Below are 21,888 nucleotides of genomic sequence, written 5' to 3'. Positions count from 1 at the left end.
GGCCTCACAATCGACGATTAGCGAGCTTCCAACGCGACGAAGCTGGACTGCGTGTTGGTCCCCTTGTATGGGGTGATCGGGCTGTTCTCCCAAGGCGCCGCGTTCATTCGCATGGTGAACCGCAGGGCGAGCTGATCGGTCAGGAACTCAACGTGGGTGGACGTTGCTTGGTTGATCCCGCCCTTGCTGATCGAGAGAACTTGGCTCAGGTCGGCCAGCACAATGTCGCCCTGATCGCCCAGGGTTGGGCAGAACTCGATCGGCTTGATCGGTCGACCGCCGAGGGTTCCGTAAGGAGCCCCTGAGAGTCCGGCAGGTGGCATAAACACGAGCTGCCCGGAGTAGGTTCCGGTCGCCAGCGTCAACTGCATGAGCTGCTGCATACAGTCCTGGTTGATGTACCAGTTGGCGTTGCCGAAGTTGGGCGCGAAGAACCGATTCTGCATCTTGATGATGTTCTGCGCGACGATCGTGTCGGCCGTCTGAGGACCGCTCTCCTTCGAGATCACGAGCAGTGCTGGCGAATTGTTGATCCCCAGCGGCTTTCCGATGGCATCGCCGTTGAACAGTGAGTCACCGATCATGAAGTTGAACTCTTCGCCCGCCTTGCGGGTGACGAACTGTTCCAACGCCTGACCGCCGTCGTCGATCAACTCTTGCGTGAGATAAACCACAACGGCGAGCTTGTGCAGCTTCATCTGCACTTCACGAACGGTCGGCTTGCTCTGAGTGATTGCCTGCCCTTCGCTGGTCCAGTAGCCTCGCAGGCCCCCGTGCCGACTGCCGTTAACTCGCGACGTCTCAGCATTCGCGAGGAACGTCATGTTGTTGCCGTTGACGGTGTAATTGTCCGTCTGGGCAAACAGATCATTGGCGTAGACGTGCTCAAAGATCTTTGAATTGAACTCTGGCATGACAGTGAAACCACCGTCTGACCCGACGCTCTCTGACATCCCCTGGATCGCTTTGAAGTGCGTCCGGCATCGATCGCGGAAGTCTGGCGATTGATGCCCATCGAACCCGCTGCGAACGAAGTCTCCCAGTGACTTGAATTCACCCCAGGGTTGGTAGCCTTGTCGAATGAGGGCTTTCATAGCGGCCCGCGACTTCATTCGTCGTTCTGCGCGTGGCCCGTTCAGATCGTCGCGTCCGGTAACGATCGTCACCGATTCGTCGGTTTCCTCAAAGTAGCCGGTGACTCGCCCTTCGGCATCTCGCCGCACGCCGGAGTAGTCCGGTTTGCCCTGCAGGGCCTTCAGCTTCGCGCTGTCGGCCTTGAGCGGAGCAATCATCTTGGTGAGTTCGGTCACTTCTTTCTGCAATTCTTGAGTCGTCTTAGCCATCGTCATCGATCCTTCAGTCGTGGGGTCCGTCCGTCCATTGTCTTGGGCAACATCGCCCACGAATTACGTTTTCAGCGCGGCTTTTGCGTCGTCGATCATTTTTTGCAGTGCCGCTGCGTCCTTGTCCTCTTTCGTTGCGGCCCGAGTGCCCTTACCGCCACGAAACGCCTTGGCCTGCGTCACCGTTTCAGTCAGCGAGGCCGCGAATTCAGCGAACATCTTGCGATACCGCTTTGGGATCGACGTTTCACCCGTCAGGGCCTTGAGCCGCGCGGCAACACCTGCGACCTGATACCGACGCGGCTCGTCAGTCAGGAGGAACGACTTCATTTCCGAGCCGTCCAACGACCCGTCACCGTCAGCAATCGACACTTCCGACAGCGACTTGGCCCGTGGGTAGTGCTCGCCGTGCATCCCCTCGATTGCGAGCTTTTGCTCATCAAGGGACTTGCAGACCGAGTTGAGTCCAGACCGCAGGGCTTTGTTCTCTAGCGGCTTCATCGAGCCTTTGGTCTTGCCGATGAGGTCTTTGAGGGCCGAGTGAACAGCCCCCAGGAGCAATTGCCCGTGCGGCTTGCAATCGTCCTCGTCACTGCCCAGGGAGCTGTCATCCTCATCGTCGCCAGTGAGGGCATCTGCGTTAGGATCGACGTCATCCGCTTTCATTGCGGAGTCATCAGACTCATCTGCATCGTCCGGGATGCCATCATCGTCTGCGTCACTGTCGCCGTCCGTGTCGGAATCGCCGTCGCCGTCAGTGGACGTGTATTCGGCGGTCTCGTCGTCGTCCGAGTAGTCTTCGCCTTCCCCGGATTCGTCGAGTTCGTCGTCCAGTTCATCGTCGTCTCGATCGTCTGCCATTTTGCTTGCCTTTCCGGAGCCGAACCCGACCCCCAGTTTTCGCGGCACCGGTGCAACCGCCATCAGTGACTTCATGATTGACGGGGACAACTTTCGCCCGTCGATTCGGCTATTCATGGCCTTCGCAACTGCGTCGGGATTGACCCCGATCGCACACCAGGACCACTCCTCAAGTTCCCACTCGTCGACGATCAGCAATTCGCCGTGGGTCTTGTCGTATTTTTTGCGGGCTTTGATCGGGGTCTCACGCACAGACGTGCTGCGAACAATCCCCTCGTCGATCAGCGCGAAGATTTGAGCCGCTTCCCTATTTCGCTGGGAAAAGTAGCTCGTCGCTTTGACTTCGTGGTCGCTGATCCTGATCGACAGCCGCCCGGACGGGTCGTTGCTGGTCGCAATAGGGACCTTGATGTCTTCGAGACCGTGGCCCCAAAGGACAACGGGATTCTTCGCGTAGTTTTCGAGTTGGCAACCACGAGGAATCAGCACATCGCCGACTCGGTCAGGTGTTGCCGTCGAGATGATCGCTGTAGCGGACATCGCCGCACGATCAACGTAGGGCCGCAAGCGGTCACTTACATGATTATCAATCCCAAGAGAGTTCGTCGCCGGAGCGAATTTGTAGAGAGAACCCACCCGAGGGCGTGGCCGTGCGGACACGATTCTGTCCAGGTCTTGCCGATCGATGGTGGTAGTTCTGATTGCCATGCCGGGGATTAGACGCATGGCGGAAAGAAAAGATAAGATACGAAGGACGGTCTTTTACAAACCTTTGTAAGACCGACACGTCGCGACAAACCTATTTCAGGTCAGAACACGGCGTTTTGACCGCTTTACGGCAGATCGGGCAGTATCGGTATTGCACCACGGAGCCGTTCGCACCGGTGACGGTCGATCCGGCGACGCACGGCACACGGCATTCGGTGCAGATGGGCTGTACCGCCATCAGGTACCACGGTCGCCACGCTCGTTTCTTTCGCTCGCTGGGGACTGTCAACACTCGTGATCCTTCACGGGGGGATGTTCTATTGCGATCGTGTGGACGGGACAGAGCAGATCAATCTGCAGATGATGCGGAACGTTGGTCCGTCGACAGGTACACCCAAGATCCTTCGCCACCTGCGTTCCGACTGCGAGATTCCCGTTGAGCCTGTCAAGTGCAATTTCTCGCGCTAGAATCACAGGCGTCGGCAGTTTGTTATCAGGTTCGTTCGGCATGACCGTATCCTATGGTTGCTGCTGCTCGCTCTCGTATTCGATCCAACACCGGCAACGCGGATGACAGGGCGGCCCCTCAGCGTACCTCGACGGCCAGTCTTCTCGGTTCACGCCGTCATTCGGTGAGCACGTCGGACAAACTCTTGTGTCTCGTTGCGTCCGCCACTTGTCGTGCTCACCGAGGCCTTGGACGACTTCCACGGCAGCCTCTGACCCAGCGTGCTGCCCTCGCGTCACCTCGTCAATCGCGTTGGCTTCGATTCGCTCGGCGCCGAACGTCTGGTCGAGAAGTCTGTCCACGGCCTGCCGGAGCAGTTCCGCTGGCGGGAGCGGCGTTCCGGGGGGCGACACTGGCACTCGTGGCGTCCTAACCCGATCGTCATCAACCCTGGCAATCGGGATCTGCGTCTCTTCGGTCGCGCCATCATTCAATCTGGCGATGCGTCGGGCTTCCCTCGCACTCTGCCGCTCTTCCTCCTGGGCGATACGTTCACGGATTCTCATCAGTCCGTTCTCGAGGCGTTCCCGTGTCGATTCCGTCCATTGCGTCGCAAACGCCTGGGCCTGCAGAAGCGCCCAACCTGCCGCCGCAAGTCGCGACTCTTTGTTTCGCCACCCGTGATACCATGCCGCCGCGCCGAAAATCATCAGGAGTATCGCGTAGGTGTGATCCCGAGACTCTTCCTCCATCCTGTCCCAAAACGACTGCGGGACGTTTCCGATGTCGGGCGGATGTCCGAGCCACGCCCGAAACTCGTACATGTGCCGCCGCGCGACCCTGCCGAATCGGCGAGCGAATTCCGCTTCGAGTTGGTCGCGGTTGGGGAGTTCAGCCATTCACTGCCTCTGCTTCCCGTTTACTCGCGGAACTGTCGATCCCCAAAAACGCCATCACCGCCGCCGACGGCTTCTCCTCGTCGCTCAGGCCCAGCTTCACGGCCCGCTGTCGCAGCCGGATCTCCCGCTCGAGCCCAGAACGGATTGAAGTAATGACGTCCGACGTGAGGAGCTTCTCGGAGTGCTTTTCCAGCTCAGAGTTGAACGCGTCCTCGTTGACGCCCTGCAACTCTCGTGAGTGCCCGATCGCGTCGGAGTCCACGGATTCAAGTTGCACTTTTCCGTCGACGAGTTCGAAGTGCAGGGTGCAATTGAGCCGCGTGCCGTCGGAAAGCTTCAACTTCGTTTTGATAAACCCGTCCGGCCGCTCCGCAGTGATGTCCATATCGCTTAAATCGGTCCGCTGCGGGGCTCGGACGGTGATACCTGACGCGATGGCTTTCTCGAGGTGTGCAGTGGAGGCAGTGGGAGAGATGCCGCTAAGGCTGTTGCTGGACCCACCGGAAGCGAACTTCCCGTCGTCATCGCGTGGGTGCTGCGATTCCTCAAAAGATTTTCGATAAGACTTCTCCCGCTGGCCGATCTGTTCGGACACTGGCTTGCGAGTGTCGCCAACCTCAATCCATTGCTTGAACTGACCCATTGTCATGGGGGTGATGGATCCAAGCCCGCTCCAGCCTTTGGAGTAGCAGGAGAAGTACGCGTCCCGTGCCTCTGCCGTCGATTCGTAGCCGATCATGCACTTGTGTTCGTCAAACTCGCCATCCTCATTGACCTGATCAATTACGAAGACAATTTCGGACTCAGGATGAGGACCGATAAAGACGTCGATATGATCCCCATCTGCGGCCGACTCAGTTCCTTTGATGTAGCCGTAGTGACACCCCATCTTGACAGACCATTCGTTGCCAGCTTTGTCTGTGCCAGACCTGGTACCGCCCTTCGGAGTCTCAATCGAAACCCTCAAGCCCTGGATTGTTACGTGACCTTTGCGATAGTTCCCCGCCTCTCGCTGTTGGTCTGACAACGGGGCTTCGACTCGTTTCGCTGCTCGATCGATCTCTTGTGTCAGGCCCTTCACGCAATTCCGCAGCCACGCACGATCAACCTCTTCGACCGCACGTAGCGCCGCGAGGTATGACGAGGACTTGTTTGAGAACGGCGTTCTGCGAGCGAACAATGCCTGAGATGGCTTCTTCGAGGGCTTTGGTGCGGGCTGCTTGTTCAGCTTCCCGGGATTCGCTGCAGGGATATCTTCGTCGTTCCGTTCGTCTCCATCAGGATCTTCATCATCCTCATCCCCGTCGGCAGATGCAGGCCCGCCAAAGGGTGAACCGCCGTCCTCGTCGCCCTCTTGCTCCTCCTCATCTCCATCTTCGTCTCCACCTTCATCATCGTCGAACAGCCCCAAGCTGGGCCCGTCGCCGAGCTGGAACCCGCTGCCATCGTCGCCACCGTCGAGGCCTCCGCCCATGCCGCCCATCATCCCGCCCGCAGGATCCGCAGCAGGCGGCTTGCCGACGATCTCTTCGCCATCCTCGCCTTCCAACGGCGTGTAGCCTTTCTTGGCTCGGATCTCATTCCGCGTGAATGACTGCGACGACACCATCGAGTCAAACTCTTTGTTTTCTGTCTCGTCGTCATCGAGTGCCGCGGCCTCGTATTCAACTGTGATCCCCTCTCCAAATTGAGGCGCGAGAAACTCCGTATCCGACTCGGCCAGCATGTCGCACAGCGGCTGAATCGCAGCGTGGCGGGTCTGTTTCATCGAGGTGAAATACGCGGATCCGGTCCCAACCTCCTGAATCCCCGCAGCCACCGGTGAGACCTGGTGCAGGGCGAACACCGATTCGCGGAAGTCTTTGTGCCCGGTCTCGTAGGCCATGTCTTTCGCGTCCGCGCCAACAACGGTGACGTCCGTTCCGTCCGGAGCCCAGAGGACCTTCGCGTGGTTGTAGGGGCCTGAGTACTTTTTGTTGAATGCGAGTTGGGCCCGATCGAGTTCATCCTTGTCCACCGCACCCGCCTCCGCTTTTCGCGACACGACAATCGCCGGTGTCACCCCATTCCGTAGATGTGCCGACCGCGCGACGGCAATATCATTCGCCCCATCAATGAACGTCGCTCCGGCCATCACTGGTGACCAGCCATCCCCCAGCCACCACGCGTGAGGATATTTAATATCCTGCACCTGCCGAGCGTCGACGGTCGCCCCGAGAAGCATGTAAATCCCGGGCATTCCTTCAATGAAACCGTTGTCGTCCAGCGGCACGTAGCGAGACCCGTTCATCGAGACCCGCCAACCTCCCCGCGGCATGTCTCGCGTGGGGTTGACCCACGTGGCCATCGAAGTGGGAATCACGTAGCGTTCGCAGGTCTGCCCTGCCTGGCTTGGCACGTTCCAAATGAGACAGCGCCCCGTGAGACGGAGTTGCTGAGCCTGCCGGTACCGGAACGCCGCCCCTGATTCGTGCGGGTTTGGGCGCTTCAATAGCTTCATGAGTGGGTGACTGGACGGCAGCGGATCTGTTTCGGTGTCGTCCTGTCCGTAGATCGACTTCCATCGGCTAAACGATCCTTTGCAATGAGTGGCAAGAGCTTTCCGCCGAGCCTGCTTCGACTCTCGATCATCCCCATCGTAAAACGCGGTGACAGTTGCCCCGGCAACCTGCGTCGCGATCGCATGCACGGCGATGTAGTTGAATCCGGTGTTGTGGTTCGCTTCTTCGCGGTGATCTGAGGACCAGCCGCCGGAGTTCCCCGCGCCACCCAGGGCACGCCGAAACCCATCGTCTGAAGCCAGCTTGTCGTCTTTCGATGGCTTCGGAGTATGAGCAACTGCCGTCGATGCCACTGCCGACGAATTCGGCTCCGCCCACAGGGGGCCCGAGACGCGATTGAGGAGATTTGTGAACCAGCCCATGATTTACCGTCCTTGATTGCAGATGCCTGCGAGGGTCAGTTCTGCGGGATCCAAACTTGTTTCTTCAGAGTCAGTTCGTTGAACGCGTCCGCCAGTGCATCGATCTCATCATCGGGAGCGCCGTCCGTCGGGAACGCGTCTAGGCGACTTAGCAGCCCTGGAAGCCACGGTCCCCGCAGAGCCCGAACGTTGCCCGCGTTGACCTGTGCCGCGAACCCAGTTGCCCGCTTCTGCTTGTCGCCACTCACCACGTCGGCCCGCACATCGAAACCGCTCAGCATGCGAGTCATCCGCGCCGCCTCAGCTTTGCCGGCCGCTGCTGGGTCTTGCGGGACTCGCACTTTGCACTTGTGCCGACCGTCCAGACCCGTCGTTTGGCAGATCATTTTATCCCGATAGCTCGCTTCCCATTGCCCGCGAACGACGTCCGCGATGTAGAAGAATCCATCATCGTCACGGCCGATCTTTGCCCCGACAGTCCAGTCGCCATCACCATCGGTCGCGGCCAGATCCCATGCCCGGCAGAACGTGAGACCGATCGGCAGCGCGTCTATCATCTGAATCTGACCGATCTTGAAGAACATCCCCGCCTGACGCTTCGCGTTCCAGTTGCCATCAGCGAGTCGCTGCTTCTCGACATCCTCGAGGTTGAGCAGGTTCGCCTTGTAACTCCCGGGCATGCTCGGATTATCGGCCAGCTTCGCGGGAATAAACGTCAGCGACTTTGGCTGAGCGGTCTGGTCATCGTGATTGATCGGCAGATCGGGACGGCCGTATCTATCGACAAGCTCTTGCTTCGAATCGCCCCAGATGATTTCGCCACCACGTTGGATGAAGTATCGGATCACTCCCGAGCGTTCTGGGATCGCAAGTCCACTCACAGGATCGATCCACCAGTCCAGTAGCCGTCGAACCCACCCGCCAATAGGGTCATCGTCCGGCACCGGATTACAGGTCGCTCGGATGTACGGATCCACCCCCGACTTCGTGCGGCCTCGAGACATCAGGTAAAAGAACTGCCGCTGCGTGAAGTGTGTGACCTCGTCGAACCCGAGCATCGCGACCTGCGAACCCTGCCACGCCATCGCGTCCGCTTCGTACTGCAGATGCCGGAACGCCACTTTCGCACCGCTGGGGAAGATCCACCTCAGCGAGGCCACAATTGGACGAGCCCCCAACTGTGAATAGATCGATACCGATTCGTCCCACAGTGCCCCTTCGTTCGTGATCTGCGGAGATGTGCGGCGGAAAATCACTGACCCAAACGTCGGGATGTGCGTGTACCGTGCAGCTTCGACCAGCAAGGCCCACGTCTTCCCGCCTCCTGCCTGCCCACCGTAGAAGCAGATATCCGCCTCCGATGCCAGAAACGCCGTCTGCGGCCCTGGATGCGGCTCGAGATAAGAAACTTCGTATTGGTCTGTCGCTGAACTCATTTCTGCACCGCGGTTGATTCAATCACGTTTGTTGGCATAGGACCGCGACCGTTGTCTGGCAGCCGCATCGCCACGATCCGATTGATGGTGATCTGCGTCGTCTCCTGCTGAATCGCTGCGTCGGTCCGCTCCTGAATCGTCAGTGACATTCCACCTGGGACATGTGTCGGAGCACGGTTCAATTTGTCGTAATGGTGCTCGTCGACTTGATCCTGTCGCTCGATGGCCAGCAGAACCCGTGCTGCCTGGATCGCCAGAGTGTCCGCCTTGACCCGGTCAGACTTGTACCCGTCTGGTGTGATGACATCGACCTTTTCCCTCTCAAGGATCTTGTGCAATCGATTGAGGATCTGCCGCCGCTTGTAGTCGCTCTGCCGCCACCGCCCCTTTACCATCCGCTCCGCCAGTTCCAAGTCCGCTGACAGCGTCTTCGGATCCTGGAGGAAGTCCGAGGTCAGTCCGTCGCTTGGGCCCTCCGGTTTCTGTCCCCGTACCGCATCAGGCGCGGCCTCGCTTCGTTCGACTCGTGAAGACTCAAGGTCGCTATGTCGTTTGGCTCCGGACGACTCAACTTGATTGGCTTCTGGCGGGCTCTCGCCCACCGACTCCGCTCTCGCCGCTTCGGCCCGTCTCCTCTTTGCTGCTCGTTGGCGTGCGTTCACACCGCCCCCTTCAACTCGTCGCCCGCGTCACATCCGGCACGACGCCCAGCCCCCCGCCGATTGGCGTTGAAACCTGCGTCGGCGTCACGTACTGACAGTCCCAGATCAGATCCCTGAGCGCGAGCTGCGCCGTGATGCCTCCGCTGATCGTCAGCGTCGCGTGTCCGACTGTTGCCCCGACAACGACGAGGCTCGCATCGGATGCAGTGACGTCGTCATCCCCATTGAAACGCGTCAGCCCAACCCCTTCGACAACTTGGATCATCGCGTCTTCGTCGGAGTCTGCCTCCTTGCGCTTGGCTGTGAACGTGAGCTTTGTGCGCGCGGAAATATCGCCCATCAGGGGGAGCGCGACCGCGAGCGTATCCCCGCGAACGATGGTGATCTGGCCGGCGATGATCGAAGCCTGGGCGACGGCTGCGGGGATGGTGATGTAATTGTTGATCACCGTAGGGCTGCCGCCGCTACCGAAGTTCCCCAAGCCCCCAGTCAACAAGTGTCCGATTGTCATCATTCACTCCTTGCAATCGCGGTCGGATCCGGTGATCCCGTCAGAGTGAACGCCGCGGCGGTCGTGGATCCGTCGAGTTTCTTCACTGTCATGGTCCCACCTGCCACGGAAGCATTGCTCGCTTTCTGGTGCAGCAGCATGATTGCTTCTGTAAGCGTTGGCTCTTCGCCTTCCGCTGCGTAGGACTCGGTCATTGGAGTCGTGAGGACCGCTTCTGCGATTGCGGCTGGATCTGCTGTGCCGCTACTCGCTTCCAGGATCGCATCCAATTGGTCGTCGAGATCCGCTGAGGCCAGACCTAACGCTGATCGTGTGCCCGCCGCGTCCAGGGGCGCTACATAGCTTGCCAAGTAGCCAGCCAGCGCAGCCAGAATCGTTCCCGCCGCTGTTGAACCAGTGATGATCGCGTCCCACACAGCTTCTACGATTGCCTCGACACTTGGCACAGCCGCTGTGACCGATGCTTTCATTGTCGATGTTAGGTCCCCGGCCAAATGCACGACTGGCGAGACCTCAATCGTGTCAACGATGACATGCTTCCCGCTGGCTTCCCCGCGGATCTTGATCCGCCCCGCTGAGGCGAAGATCGCGTCGGGCACATCGAGACGATAGACCCCTTCGCCCCGTTCCTTCACTCCCCCGGCCGCGTAGGCCGTCGTGATTGTGGCCAGGTCTGTCGGTGCAGGAAATGCCACATCCGAGTTGGCTCCCGCACGCGAATACTTGAGCGTTGGAAATGTCGCTGCGAGCAGGCCCGTCACAGGCAGGCCCGTATCATCGACAATCTGAATATCAATCGATTGGCTCGTCACGCCGCTATCAAAAATCATCGTCGCCTCCTTCGTCTCAGCAGCAACAAGCCGCCTTGTGCGGGCTGAATAGCTCCTGCCGCCCCGATGCCTGTGTTGCTGATTCGCCGTCCGTTGAGATCGCCCGGGATCATCGCCATACCGGCCGGAACACGATTCAGGCCCGGGCTACCTGGCTGCAGCGAATAGTCACCATTTCCGGCGCCTGATCCCGCCACCGACTTATCCAGCGTGTAGCCCATCTGCTGGCTGCCGACGACCGCGACGTCGATGCCGAAGAAGTCGCGGGGGAACAATGAGATTTCGTAGCGGTTACCCCAGTTTCCAACACCGTGCATCCAAGCCCAGTTATCGACGCGGGCTGAATTTTCGATATAGCCCCTCAGACCAAATCGAACTCCAGTCGCTGAAACGGTTGCCGCTGCGGCCATGACTGCGGTTGTGGAGTTCGTGACAGACGAGACGGTCGTGTATCCACCAGGGACCCCCTCCAACGCGATGATCTGTCCAACGTCCCCCGCGACGAAGTTTGCCGTCGCGCTGGTGATGGTCGTCGTGCCATTGAGCACACCATCGGTGAGCGTCCGATTTGCATTATTGAACGGATCACACTTTGCGTTGTCGTCACGGTATAGGTTGAAACGCGAGAACCAGTTTTCTCTCGTGAACCGAGAGTTTCCGCCCTCGTGATAGTTCCCATTCCTTCTGCGACCCGAGAACGAATTATGCGCCTCAAGGATGTTGCTGACAGAATTGGCGTTGCTGTTGTCGGCCGCGATCTGCACCAGGGGAATGGAACCCGTCGACCCCTCGGCTACGTTGCCGACGACTGCGAGGCCCTTACTCGAACTGGACGTCAAGAATGCCGGGCTGATCCATAGCCCGCTGAGTCCGTAGCAGGAGTTCCAGGCGACGATCGCGTTATCACTAAGATCATTCGTCGACCCCGACTCCACGAATCCTGTATTGAACTGGATCCCTTTGTTGCCCAAAGCGCAATACATGTTCGACGAAACCCCGCCCGTCACGGCAGAGGCGTCGTTGCCCCGCAGCAACGCGAATGCACCACGGTTAGCCCCGAACGGCTTGAATCCCGTCACGCTGCTCGCGGTGACGGTCGACTGAGTAACCCAGCATACCCGCCACTGGTACGCAAATGACGTCGACGTACTGCTGAGCGTGCAGGAGTGCAGCCACAGAACGCCCGCAGTTGGGCTGCCCCGAAGCATCCCGGCCCCGGACCCTGAAAAGCTAACGTCCATGCATTTAAGGTACCCGGCGAACGAAGCATTGGTCGCAGTCGAGAACACAACACCCGCTTCCGTCGCCCCGTTTTCAAGGTCGGCCCTGATGATGCACCAGGCCTTTGTGTTCCCGCCGGTAAATGACCCCGGACCGGTATAGGTCCCGTTCTGCATCAACAGCTCACAGCCATTCAGGGAGTTGTCACCGTGGTTGGCGTTTTTGTAGGCCTTCAGGGCAGTCAGAGCAGTGGCAACGGTCTGAAATGGTGTTGTCCTGGCCAAAGCAGGGGTTGCTTGAACTGCTGCCCCAACTCCCGACGATGCAGCGTCAACGCTGGCATAGGCGGCGAGGACGTTATCTTTGTCGAGGAGGAACATGAGCGGTGACAAAGACTCCGAGGGAGCATCGACCCCATCGGCACTGGTGCGGGTATCGATACACGATGCAGCATCTCCCACCCAGGGGAAGGCTTTGGCGTGTACCGTGATGACGTCCCCTTGAGTGAGCGTTGCCACGGGAATCGTCGCTGAATACGTCCAGACTGCGTGGGCATCCCCGGCATTTCGCGGCGAGAGGGTCATTGACCGCACGGTCTGCGTGGGAACTGAGTTGCCGTGCTCGTCCGAAGCGTCGAACTTTACGCACGCCACGGGCAATCCGTTTTCCGCGAACGAATGGAACACGACGAATTCGACGGTGACATTCCCGGTGACTCGCTCGAAACCGCACCAGGCCCATCGACCGATACATTTCGGATAGGGGACGGTCGAATTGTTGGCAACACCAAACGAGCTTCGCGCTGAGCTACTTTGCCCACCGCCTGCCGTATTCGTGACAAACCCGCTCAACAGTGTCGCTACTGGATCCGTGCCAGAATTACCCCCCCCAGCCTTGTCGCGGGCATACAAGTAATTGTGAAACGCGATGCGAGCGGTGAGGTTGCCCCCTCCGCTCGTCTCATCAAGCGTGGCATTGTCGGGCCACGCCTTCCGAACGCACTTGGTCCCGTACAGTGATCGAGGCTTGGTGACTGCGACCCCAGCGTCATTGAAGCCCATCGACGTCACCGCGATGACAGCCTTCGCACCCCCAACGGTTGCATTGTTGGTTCCAAGCCCGTTCGCGTACGTCGCACCCGTAGCAAACCCCTCAACGGTCAGATCATAGGACCAACCATCTGCCCGGCTCGGCATCGAAACAATGTCGCTTAAAGCCATTACTGTTTAGCTCCCGCTCCACCGATCCGGATGAACTTCCCCGCTGCGGGACTGTCATCAACGACGCTGAAATCAAACTCTGCCGTTGCGGGCAGGTATTTGACGAAGGTGCTTTCCGGCTTCACGACGGTCAGCTTGTCCCATGTGTTTTTCGCCTTCGTGAACGCGAAGTTATTCGCGGTGAGAGCCCCATCCTTCGGCAGGTTGTACGATGGCGCGATGTTGTCCCGGACCATGACGTTCGCAGGAGATGCGAAGAGTCCGATCCAGCAGGGTTCGGCTGCGACGCCCTGGTACACGACGGTGTTGCTTTCAATGACTGAGTCGCTGTAGCCGTATCCGGTGATGGCATGGAATGCCGTGCTGAGAACGGTATTCCGCCGAATGAACACATTCGAGGCCTTGCCGTCGAAACTCACGATTCCCTGAAATGTCGCGGAGCTTTGAGCAGGAATCGCGTTGAAACGGTTTGTCGAGAACGCGACAAAGTTGTTTTCGATCAGGATGTTACTCATCGGCCGTTCATCGAAGTTCCACCCCTGCATCCCGTCATGGTGGAACTTATTGGACTTCAGGTCATACAGATCGGTGATCCGATTTCCCGCAATCCGCAGATCGCTCGCCGTGTATTCGATCCCATCGTTGATGAAGTACTCGATCGTGTTGTTGAGAACCCCGATTCGGTTGCCTTCGACGTAGACACAATTCTCGAGCCCCGTCAGGTAGCACTTCGAGACCGTGAGATCCGTGCCACGCAACCACAGGCCGTAGAACGGACAGCGTTTTTGCCACTCGGCATCGCCCCAGGTCGATGGATCGGCAGCGGTTCGAATCGAGCAACCTTCGACCGTCACCCCTTCAACGTCCGTCAACCGAAAAACGATCGTCCAGTCCGGCAGAACCGCGTCCGGAGTCTGCACCGTCAGATTCCTGAACGTCCAGTTTTTGAGGCCCGGACCGCCCGACAGTTGTGAGAGAGTCGGCTTCTGCCGGTCTGCGGCTTCGATCGTCACCGACGATAACGCCGATGAAATACGCACCGCCCCATGATCGCCCGACATCAGGCGAATGGTATCGCCCGATCTGAGCGGAGACTTTGCATTGCTGAGGGCACTCTGCAACGTCCCCCAGGGCTTCGCGGCCGTTCCGTCCCCCTTGATACTCCCGTTGACCGGGTCACAGTACCAATCCGCAGCGGGCCCGTTCGCTGCGGTACTCACAATCAGTAGGAAGACGACAGTTCGTTGAATCGCTCTGAGCATCAGAAACGTCCCTTACTTTAGTTTGACCAGTTGCGGCGTACGCAGTCGCTCGCGGTCAAACCCGGTGACTCGATCGACCTCGTTGCCCGCCTTGTCCAGGTAGACCAGACAGGGGAGACTTTCGACTTTGTATTCCGCTTGCAGGCCTCGATGCCGTTCCACGTCGATCATGCGGATATCTGCCTCTGGCGATTCCGACATCGTGAGCCCGGCCGCTTTGACCTTGGGAGCCAGATACGCCTGTTGGGTATCACAGACACCGCACCGCGGAGCCGTGAAGAACAGACACTGCTCTGGCCGGTCGGGGGTTTTCTTGCTGGTGATTACGGGCTTGCATGCAGCCTGTTGCACGGTCCGCCTGACGGTGAGCGAATCCCACGAATCCGGCAAGTCGTCGGATTGCGTGACAGTTCGCCGCTGCAGGGCCGATGACCAGTCTGGCTCCCGTCCGATCGCCCCCACAGTCGGAGATGTCGGAGCCCGTCTAACGGTGGCGACGGCGAAGTCGATGGGTTGCGCGTCGGCGACGTTCGAAAGCAGCACTGCCGCCAGTGCGATCAGGGCGGCGGTACTTCGTCGCCCGACCCCGCCCGAGATGAAAAGGACCGAACCAGAGATCACTAACAGCGAACTGGCGAGCAACAGAAATCCAGTCATTTGAGGTACCTCCCTTTCTGGGGGTTGCGGAGGTTCGACCCCAATGGATGTCACGGGGGATCGAACGTCGCGACGTCGTAAAAGATCCTCCCAGCGAAGCGACTCGGCCGGGAATCCGTCGAAACTGCTGAAGGCCCAGGAATCGCCCTCTCGGCAGATCCGATCGATATCAGAGAAGCGAATCCAGTACCCGCCAGGTGGCTCGCCCTGCAGCGGTTGAGGATGAGCGTTCGGACCCCACGAATTGAGGCAGTAGAAGTACTTATTGGATCCGGATCCGTCGTAGCCAATCAGGCATTGCTGATGAGCCCAACTCGTGTTTCGGTTTGCGACCCTGCGGCCGTCAACCGTCCCGATGCTGGTTGTCCCCCACCAACTCGACGCAATGGTCACCGGATACCCGTTGCAGATCGCATCGCGGGCTTCGGCCGCAGACTTTACTTGTGCGATCGACTTGACCAGAAACTGCTTAGCCTCGTCGCGCGCCCATTGCGGCGGGCCTTTATCCCCCCACATTCGGGCAATCGATCCCGAATACGGCGGGACATCTTTGGCATCAGCGCGAAGAACGCCATGCTTCTGGACACCCTCCGCCGCGTATGCTCCTACGGATCCATCACCGCGGAAGTTACTCCCGTGAGCTCGCCCGACGATGACACGACTGACGCCGTAAATGTAAGGCGGGTACGCATCCCGGAATTGAAATCCCGGGGGACCACGGACCAACTGATACGCCTGCAGGTAGTTCACCGCGTTTGCGGCCCCCCACGAGACACAGTCGCCAATCTGCTGGGGGATATTCGGTGCGTGGGAACCACGGACAGCCAGCATCGCGTCCCACAGCCGGACGTTTTTTGTTGTGTTGTCCTGCCCGTCCGCACCGACAACGACGAACGGCGGCAGGTCAGCCGCAAGCAGCTCGGACTTCTCCGCGTGGTTGACTTCGAGCCCCAATTGATCCAGGGGGACCGAGGGGATGGCGGCGGGCTGCGGCAGCAGAGTCCAGCCAATCCCCAACAGTCCCGCGAGGACCAGACCGGCCCCGAATCCCTGCAGCAGTTTCGATTGACGATTCAACTTGCAAACCTTTCTTACATGTTCGAGTTGTCAAGGAATCCTTAACAACTGACCTCAGTCCCGCAGATTAGAAAGCGTCCGCACCTTGGCTTTGTCCCAGTCGATCGCCTCGTCTGGCGGGGCCTTCTGTGCGTCCCGATAGAGTTCCGTGATTTCGATGACACTCGCCTCCCGGAACGCGTCCAGTGAAGCTTCGACGTGTTGATCCACGGCGTCGGGACCTGCGTCGGGATGCTTCTCCCGGAAGGCCTCGGCAATATTCCGCCGCATCGTCTGGGCAACTCGCCCATCCGGACGCCGATTAATGGCCCTGTGCTGCTGCAGGATGCTCGCCAATAAGCAGTTCTTGATCAGCCCCATGAGGAACGGAACCAGAATGGCAATCAGTGCCGGATCGAACTGGATCGTCTCGTCGTTCCGGGCGAGCATTTGATCCTCAATTTCGTTCGAAATTCGGTGTTTCCAATGCACGATTTTCTCCCGTCCGGAATCCCGCATCACTCGTACGGCAGGACGAGAGCAACCCGCCAGCCAGGAGACGCACAGAATTGCCGAACACGCCAAACGTCGAGTTATTCCAGCCACGTCAGACACCTACCCTTGAGACATCGAGCACGACACAACCGCACTACTTCACCGCCCGCAGTCCCGTGACGGCCTCCATGAGCATCGCTCGCCATCGATCGACCGTGGCAAGCTTTCCCGCTTGATGCAGAGCCTGCATCCGGGCAACAGCTTTCGCTCGGAACTCCACATCCCAGGCAGCACTGGTCGAGGCGTCAAAAGCAGGGCCAACGGCAGAAAACACTTCCAACGGCGTCCGTAGAGCCCCCGCCGCAATCTGCGAGGCAATGGCCTCAAACGCATCGGCGAGCCGCGCCGCTTCCGCCGCTCGGTTCACGGACACCACGGAAAGAGCCAGTGCCTTGATTGCCGCTGGTAAACCATCAAATTCGCCTGGTGGCAGATCCGGGACCACGGGAGTCGGGACCGGGGCAGGAGGAGCTGGCGGAACTGGTACTGGCACAGGGACCGGTACCGGAACAGGTACCGGGGTCGGCTGAGGGTTCGGAACGGGAGTAGGCACGGGTGGAACGGGCGCGGGAGGTGGCCCGGGAGTTGGTTCCGGTGCAGGTGGACATGGCATCGGACCGGGAATCGTGATCGTATGCTCGTGGTCCGAAATCCCGTCCGCATTGGCCACCATGACCCGCACGAGGTACCTGCCGGGAAATGTAGCCACCCGAACGGTCTTACCTCCTTCCAGCACGGTCAGTTGCTTCCGACCGTCGAGCTTCGGCCAGATCCTCCATGCGAACGTCGTAGGCTCACCCTCCGACGTGGACGCATCCAGAATGACTTCCTCCCCCGGTTCCGCTGATCGCGGCCCGGAGATTATCGCCCGAGGCTCAGCCGCCGCCGCCGCACCGCTCAGGCAGACAACAGCCAGCAGACCGAGCAGCTTTCGATTCGTCGCGCCCCGAAAGTCGATCTCCGGGAAGTTCGGTAACGGAGGATCGACTGGCGGAGCTGGGGGGGCAGGTGGCGGATTGACCGAGTTCTTAATCTCGGCCGTCGCCAGCTGTTGAAAGATCTGACCGGCAACAGAGAACATCTTTGATGCGCTGTAGAACGCCGCGGCAATGATGACTCCATTTTCCAGCGACAGACCACCGACTGTAGTGGCAATCACCGCCGCAGACACAGACAGCGTCATCAGGATCGTACCTAGCGCCGACGCATAGGTTCGATAACCCGCCAACTTACTCAACCAGGACATGGCCGGGACTCCAAAAACGAAAAAACCTGCTGCAAGAATTAACCTGTGCCCCCAACCACGCGATTAGGGAAACAGGTCAATCCTCCAGCAGGCTTTGTTTGGAGCCCTTAGACTGCGAGCATTGACACGGTTAGTATCGACATTGACAAGTCGACTGTCAATTGCTCTTGCGATTAGTGATCGTCAACCTGCGCGATCTGCTCGACACTGAAAGACGAAACCGACTACTTCCTTTGCAGGTTTTAACTCGAATCGAGACTTCTTCCCCGCCCAGCGAGATAATCGCGACCTCTCCGAATTTGACGTTGCGCTCAACTCGGTAGGTCGGACTACTCGCTGATTCGATCTGGTCTGGTGGTTCGTTACGTCCTTGCATTATGTCCTCCACTCCTTTGTCTGATCGCGACAAGTTATGCGATGTCCTCCGAACCGATCCTCAGGAATTAGATGACTAGTGTTCGGGCTGAGCGTTAATGAAGTTCAAGATTCCGTTACGCCATGCAGTCCAGGTTTTCACCGACTTAGCATGCGCTTCGAGCGATTCTGGTGAAGCATTCAACTCAGACGCCCGCTTCAACAAGTCGATCGCAACATTTAGATCGCAGTACGAAAGGCGTTGGCGAAGGATCCCACGAATGTAATAAAGACGGCGCAAGCCTGGATCTTCCTTGTCCAATCTGGCCAGTCGGCAAATGCCGCCAAGTTTCTCCCACGCAAGATTCACGCTTTCTTCGATTGGAATGTCGCTGGCACCGAACCGAACATATTGATCGACAGCAACTTTGATTGCTTCCATTACCTCGTTCACGGAGAAGGTCTTAATGAGCCGCCGTAAGTCGGAAACGCCGTTTTTCGTTAACGCATATGGGTGAACTCGCTGATTCCATTCCTCTGCGATGCGATCGGTCGCGGAATCGCTCAGGTTTGAAAGACCTTTTTGCCATTCGAACATCAACTCCAACTGTTCTCGTCTGGCTTGCAGTTCCTCAAGTTGAGCGCGCTGCTTGTCAAGAACTGCGGTATCTTCAAGGCGTCGATCCGATTTTCCGGCGTTACAGTCTTTGCACGAAGAGATCAGATTCAGCAAGGAATTCGTGCCACCCTTCGAAACCGGTTCAATGTGATCCACCTCAAGCAGCACATCAGGCGCTTTTCTGCCGCAATATTGACACGTGAAAGCATCTCTTTTGAGAACCTCAAATCTGAGTGCTTTACCTAGCGTTTGACGTTTGGCCACAGCCGTTTTCCTCATGCCGCGTGACAGTTCCCGAGATCGCTTGTATTTACCTAATCAGTCGTCGCACTCTTTTCCACCGATGATCCGCTTTCCACCTCTCGCAATCCGACGATCCGTCAGATTCGGCTTCGACATATCTGGATCCCGCTCGGTCGTATCCCATTTGCAGTTTTGCTCATTGAAACGCCGATCAAGCCGCTCGGACTCCCTTCGTAGTGACTCCGCAGTTTCCGGTGTCCGAATGACGCCATAAGCGTTGTTCGCGGGGTCCCAGGTCTGTCCGGAAATCCCTTCGATCAGCCTGATTAGCTCCTCCTGTCGGTGCATGTGACGCACGTGTATGAACCGGTGGTATCGATGCGCCATATCCGACCGCAGCCAGCAGAACCAATCGTCGGCTCGATTGTGGGACAGCTCGATCGCAAGCTCGTCTCCGCTGCATCCTGGGATGCAGTCGCCAAACCACAACGTCCAGTGCTTCTGCTCCCTGTTTCGTGGGTCCGGCGTGTCGTACTTAAAACCAACGGAACGGAGCCATTCGTCAGTGATATCGCTCATCTCACTGCCCTCTTCAACAACGGGCGAAACCAGCCGACAACTATCCTGACCGGTACATTCACCTTGCGGGAGATCTGCCCGATCGTCATCCCCTCGCCAACAAACATGTGTGTCGCCTGCATGCGGGCCGCATCGGAGTAATGCCGTGCCAATGCCCTCGCTTTTGTTTCTGGCATAGTCCTTTCCTTCCCTGAATAACCCTACGCTGCAGGGCAAGACCTGCGATCGAGGTAACGCTGAATGAGCTTTTGCAGACGGCTCACATCATTCTCTTTCACTTCCACGCCGATGTGCGGATCCACGATGCTCTGCGCTTCCGACGATTTGATCCCCAGCACGTCCATAATGGGCGGGTCGCTGCCGTCGTCGGTCACCAAGAAGAACACGCTGACAGGGTTCTTCTGCCCCTCGCGGTCGAGTCGCCAGATACACTGCTGGTGGATCCCCGGAGACCAGTCGAGTTCGCCGAACACTCCCGTACAGCAACGATGCTGCAGGCCGTCGACTCCAGCACCGCTCCTCAGTGACATGATCAGGACGTCGGTTTCGCCGTTGATGAACCTCGCCTTCGCAGCTTCCTTCTGCGTTGCTGACTCGCTGCCGGTGTACATGGCGGGATTCAGATCTTTGAGCTGCTCGAGCCAGATCTCGTACACCTCTCGGTGCCATCCCCACAGAACCACCGGTTCGCCGGCTTCGACCATGATTCGAGTGAACGCTGCGACTGTCTTGGCCTTGGCCACACCGGTTGTCTGTCGCATCATGATGTCCAGCTCGCGGGCTGCGTTGCCGCGCTCGATAAAACTGGCCGTGGTCGCCTTGATGGCCAACGTCCGGGCAAGATCTTCCACCGCAGCAACTGATTTCTCGTCGTAGTCGACGTGCTCCACGATCCTCGAGACCTTCGGCAGCTGCTGGCCGACGTCCGATTTCAGTCTTCGCAACAGGACATGCTGCTCTCGCAGGTAGCTGCCGAGGGCCTTTGGCTGCTTGATCCGGTATTTTCCGTTGCCGAGCGGACTGCACCACTCCCGCTCAAAGTCCTCCCAGGAGCCAAGGATTGAGTTGTCGATGAACTGCATGATGTGCCACATCTCATCGCCGTAGTTGTAGACTGGAGTGGCCGTCAGCCCGAGATGGTAGGTCGTATAAGCGGAGAGGACTTTGCACGCCGCCCCCTTGGCTGTACCCGCCCCAGTTCGCAGCGATTGCGGCTCGTCGTAGGTGACGGACTGAAAGAATCGCGTCGCGAAGATCTCGGACCACCCCGCCACCTGACTGATTCGGTAGACGTAGACATCCGCTGTCGGCAGTTTGTACGGGCGTCCCTTCTTGATCAGGTGGACTCGAAGGTGTGTGAACGCCTCGATCTTCTCTTTCCACTGCCGCTGCATGTGAGCGTCACAGACCACCGCGGCAGGCAGAGCCTTTGGCTCGGCAACCATAAACCCCGCTGCCGTGTAGGTCTTACCGAGCCCCCCTTCGTCGCCCAGCAGGAGGTTCTTGCGTCTCCGAAGTACTTCGATCGCCTGCCATTGGTAGGGCCGGAGTTGCTGGCCTTCGCGCAAGTTGGCGGATCCAGTCGCCACGTACGCCGGCATCAAGATGCGTCCAATCTCTGACTGTTGTGCCAAGTACCCGCTGCGACCCTTGAGCATTTCCTCACGGTCCCGTCGTGAGATCTCAAGCGGGTACCTCTGCATAAACCAGTCAAGGTCCGTGTCGGTGATCAGATCATGTGGCAACTTGTACGCAGTGGCAGCGGCCTTCGGGATGCGAGGAAACAGTTGCTTGAGCCTGATTGAGACGTGCGGCTCTGCCTTCTCGATCACCCATGCGTGCGACTGGTGGCACAGGCGGACTTGACCAAACGTCCTCATAGCCAGCCCTCCGACAGCTTGACCAGGTACACGTCCTTGCCCTCGATCTGTTCTGGTAGCCCGATGCTCAGATTGGATGCGAGGATGAGGACGCTGATACGGTCACTCTGTGCGTACCTCCGCAACTGCCGGTAGACATCCTTCTTGCTCGCCCCGCGCAGTTTGATTTCGATCCCGACGCCACCGACCAGGAAGTCGACGATATCGTGCTCGTTCAGGCGGACTTCACGCTCAGCAGCAATTTCGTGCTGCGCGAAGGATTTCGCCAATTCGGCTTGTGCCAGCTTCTCGGCTGACAGGTCAAGCTTCACGGATCGCAGGACTTCGATGATACGTCGCACCGTTTCGATCTGAGGTTCGTCAGCAATCACAGGT

General features: G+C 58.7%; 20 protein-coding genes. All 20 read right to left on the bottom strand.

All coding sequences use genetic code 11. The annotated features are described in order from the left end of the window. Positions 1 to 17: 17 nt before the first annotated feature. A complete protein-coding gene (locus tag ACGY09_RS04665) occupies positions 18 to 1,343 on the bottom strand; it encodes a phage major capsid protein (RefSeq protein ID WP_397570651.1) in 1,326 nt (441 codons plus the stop codon). A gap of 63 nt (positions 1,344 to 1,406) precedes the next feature. Continuing rightward, on the bottom strand, positions 1,407 to 2,744 hold the full coding sequence (locus ACGY09_RS04660; protein ID WP_397570650.1) for a hypothetical protein: 1,338 nt from the start codon (positions 2,742 to 2,744) through the stop codon (positions 1,407 to 1,409). A gap of 259 nt (positions 2,745 to 3,003) precedes the next feature. Next, complete coding sequence (locus tag ACGY09_RS04655; protein WP_397570649.1) at positions 3,004 to 3,204, bottom strand: hypothetical protein; 201 nt, start codon at positions 3,202 to 3,204, stop codon at positions 3,004 to 3,006. Then, the gene (locus tag ACGY09_RS04650) at positions 3,198 to 3,422 is read right to left on the bottom strand and encodes a hypothetical protein (RefSeq protein WP_397570648.1); all 225 of its coding nucleotides are present in this window, start codon (positions 3,420 to 3,422) and stop codon (positions 3,198 to 3,200) included. Before ACGY09_RS04650 ends, ACGY09_RS04655 begins: the two co-directional genes overlap by 7 nt. Positions 3,423 to 3,431: 9 nt before the next feature. Continuing rightward, complete coding sequence (locus ACGY09_RS04645) at positions 3,432 to 4,259, bottom strand: hypothetical protein (RefSeq protein ID WP_397570647.1); 828 nt, start codon at positions 4,257 to 4,259, stop codon at positions 3,432 to 3,434. Then, positions 4,252 to 7,182, bottom strand: coding sequence for a phage portal protein (locus ACGY09_RS04640; protein ID WP_397570646.1), 2,931 nt, complete (start codon positions 7,180 to 7,182; stop codon positions 4,252 to 4,254). Before ACGY09_RS04640 ends, ACGY09_RS04645 begins: the two co-directional genes overlap by 8 nt. 35 nt (positions 7,183 to 7,217) lie before the next feature. Then, a complete protein-coding gene (gene terL, locus ACGY09_RS04635; protein WP_397570645.1) occupies positions 7,218 to 8,618 on the bottom strand; it encodes a phage terminase large subunit in 1,401 nt (466 codons plus the stop codon). Continuing rightward, positions 8,615 to 9,280 carry a hypothetical protein gene (locus ACGY09_RS04630; protein ID WP_397570644.1) on the bottom strand — a complete coding sequence of 222 codons (666 nt, stop codon included), beginning with the start codon at positions 9,278 to 9,280 and terminating at the stop codon, positions 8,615 to 8,617. The genes terL and ACGY09_RS04630 overlap by 4 nt, the downstream gene beginning before the upstream one ends. Positions 9,281 to 9,290: 10 nt before the next feature. After that, a complete protein-coding gene (locus tag ACGY09_RS04625; protein ID WP_397570643.1) occupies positions 9,291 to 9,794 on the bottom strand; it encodes a hypothetical protein in 504 nt (167 codons plus the stop codon). After that, positions 9,791 to 10,621 (bottom strand): hypothetical protein, encoded by an 831-nt coding sequence (locus ACGY09_RS04620; RefSeq protein WP_397570642.1) that lies wholly within the window; start codon positions 10,619 to 10,621, stop codon positions 9,791 to 9,793. Before ACGY09_RS04620 ends, ACGY09_RS04625 begins: the two co-directional genes overlap by 4 nt. Next, on the bottom strand, positions 10,618 to 13,062 hold the full coding sequence (locus tag ACGY09_RS04615; protein ID WP_397570641.1) for a hypothetical protein: 2,445 nt from the start codon (positions 13,060 to 13,062) through the stop codon (positions 10,618 to 10,620). The genes ACGY09_RS04620 and ACGY09_RS04615 overlap by 4 nt, the downstream gene beginning before the upstream one ends. Further along, positions 13,062 to 14,324, bottom strand: a complete 1,263-nt coding sequence (locus tag ACGY09_RS04610; RefSeq protein WP_397570640.1) for a hypothetical protein — start codon at positions 14,322 to 14,324, stop codon at positions 13,062 to 13,064. Before ACGY09_RS04610 ends, ACGY09_RS04615 begins: the two co-directional genes overlap by 1 nt. Positions 14,325 to 14,336: 12 nt before the next feature. After that, positions 14,337 to 16,058, bottom strand: a complete 1,722-nt coding sequence (locus ACGY09_RS04605) for a hypothetical protein (protein ID WP_397570639.1) — start codon at positions 16,056 to 16,058, stop codon at positions 14,337 to 14,339. A 54-nt stretch (positions 16,059 to 16,112) separates the two neighbouring features. Then, complete coding sequence (locus tag ACGY09_RS04600) at positions 16,113 to 16,529, bottom strand: hypothetical protein (RefSeq protein WP_397570638.1); 417 nt, start codon at positions 16,527 to 16,529, stop codon at positions 16,113 to 16,115. Positions 16,530 to 16,686: 157 nt separating this feature from the next. Then, on the bottom strand, positions 16,687 to 17,838 hold the full coding sequence (locus ACGY09_RS04595; RefSeq protein ID WP_397570637.1) for a hypothetical protein: 1,152 nt from the start codon (positions 17,836 to 17,838) through the stop codon (positions 16,687 to 16,689). Positions 17,839 to 18,289: 451 nt separating this feature from the next. Next, positions 18,290 to 19,075 (bottom strand): HNH endonuclease, encoded by a 786-nt coding sequence (locus tag ACGY09_RS04590; RefSeq protein WP_397570636.1) that lies wholly within the window; start codon positions 19,073 to 19,075, stop codon positions 18,290 to 18,292. Between the two features lie 54 nt (positions 19,076 to 19,129). Beyond that, positions 19,130 to 19,633, bottom strand: a complete 504-nt coding sequence (locus ACGY09_RS04585; protein ID WP_397570635.1) for a hypothetical protein — start codon at positions 19,631 to 19,633, stop codon at positions 19,130 to 19,132. Further along, positions 19,630 to 19,809 carry a hypothetical protein gene (locus tag ACGY09_RS04580; protein ID WP_397570634.1) on the bottom strand — a complete coding sequence of 60 codons (180 nt, stop codon included), beginning with the start codon at positions 19,807 to 19,809 and terminating at the stop codon, positions 19,630 to 19,632. Before ACGY09_RS04580 ends, ACGY09_RS04585 begins: the two co-directional genes overlap by 4 nt. 24 nt (positions 19,810 to 19,833) lie before the next feature. Beyond that, the gene (locus ACGY09_RS04575; protein ID WP_397570633.1) at positions 19,834 to 21,513 is read right to left on the bottom strand and encodes an SNF2-related protein; all 1,680 of its coding nucleotides are present in this window, start codon (positions 21,511 to 21,513) and stop codon (positions 19,834 to 19,836) included. After that, positions 21,510 to 21,884, bottom strand: a complete 375-nt coding sequence (locus ACGY09_RS04570) for a hypothetical protein (protein WP_397570632.1) — start codon at positions 21,882 to 21,884, stop codon at positions 21,510 to 21,512. The genes ACGY09_RS04575 and ACGY09_RS04570 overlap by 4 nt, the downstream gene beginning before the upstream one ends. Between the last annotated feature and the right edge of the window lie 4 nt (positions 21,885 to 21,888).

Origin of the sequence: Schlesneria sphaerica, from assembly GCF_044336245.1 — a bacterium.
Lineage (GTDB): Bacteria > Planctomycetota > Planctomycetia > Planctomycetales > Planctomycetaceae > Schlesneria > Schlesneria sphaerica.
This window is presented reverse-complemented; position numbering and strand designations above follow the sequence as displayed.

What these genes read in the sequence shown, in the direction of transcription:
- ACGY09_RS04650 (WP_397570648.1), bottom strand. Translation starts at nt 3,422, where the DNA reads ATGCCGAACGAACCTGATAACAAACTGCCGACGCCTGTGATTCTAGCG.
- ACGY09_RS04595 (WP_397570637.1), bottom strand. Translation starts at nt 17,838, where the DNA reads ATGTCCTGGTTGAGTAAGTTGGCGGGTTATCGAACCTATGCGTCGGCG.
- ACGY09_RS04620 (WP_397570642.1), bottom strand. Translation starts at nt 10,621, where the DNA reads ATGATTTTTGATAGCGGCGTGACGAGCCAATCGATTGATATTCAGATT.
- ACGY09_RS04610 (WP_397570640.1), bottom strand. Translation starts at nt 14,324, where the DNA reads ATGCTCAGAGCGATTCAACGAACTGTCGTCTTCCTACTGATTGTGAGT.
- terL (WP_397570645.1), bottom strand. Translation starts at nt 8,618, where the DNA reads ATGAGTTCAGCGACAGACCAATACGAAGTTTCTTATCTCGAGCCGCAT.
- ACGY09_RS04640 (WP_397570646.1), bottom strand. Translation starts at nt 7,182, where the DNA reads ATGGGCTGGTTCACAAATCTCCTCAATCGCGTCTCGGGCCCCCTGTGG.
- ACGY09_RS04665 (WP_397570651.1), bottom strand. Translation starts at nt 1,343, where the DNA reads ATGGCTAAGACGACTCAAGAATTGCAGAAAGAAGTGACCGAACTCACC.
- ACGY09_RS04580 (WP_397570634.1), bottom strand. Translation starts at nt 19,809, where the DNA reads ATGCCAGAAACAAAAGCGAGGGCATTGGCACGGCATTACTCCGATGCG.
- ACGY09_RS04645 (WP_397570647.1), bottom strand. Translation starts at nt 4,259, where the DNA reads ATGGCTGAACTCCCCAACCGCGACCAACTCGAAGCGGAATTCGCTCGC.
- ACGY09_RS04625 (WP_397570643.1), bottom strand. Translation starts at nt 9,794, where the DNA reads ATGATGACAATCGGACACTTGTTGACTGGGGGCTTGGGGAACTTCGGT.
- ACGY09_RS04585 (WP_397570635.1), bottom strand. Translation starts at nt 19,633, where the DNA reads ATGAGCGATATCACTGACGAATGGCTCCGTTCCGTTGGTTTTAAGTAC.
- ACGY09_RS04615 (WP_397570641.1), bottom strand. Translation starts at nt 13,062, where the DNA reads ATGGCTTTAAGCGACATTGTTTCGATGCCGAGCCGGGCAGATGGTTGG.
- ACGY09_RS04575 (WP_397570633.1), bottom strand. Translation starts at nt 21,513, where the DNA reads ATGAGGACGTTTGGTCAAGTCCGCCTGTGCCACCAGTCGCACGCATGG.
- ACGY09_RS04660 (WP_397570650.1), bottom strand. Translation starts at nt 2,744, where the DNA reads ATGTCCGCTACAGCGATCATCTCGACGGCAACACCTGACCGAGTCGGC.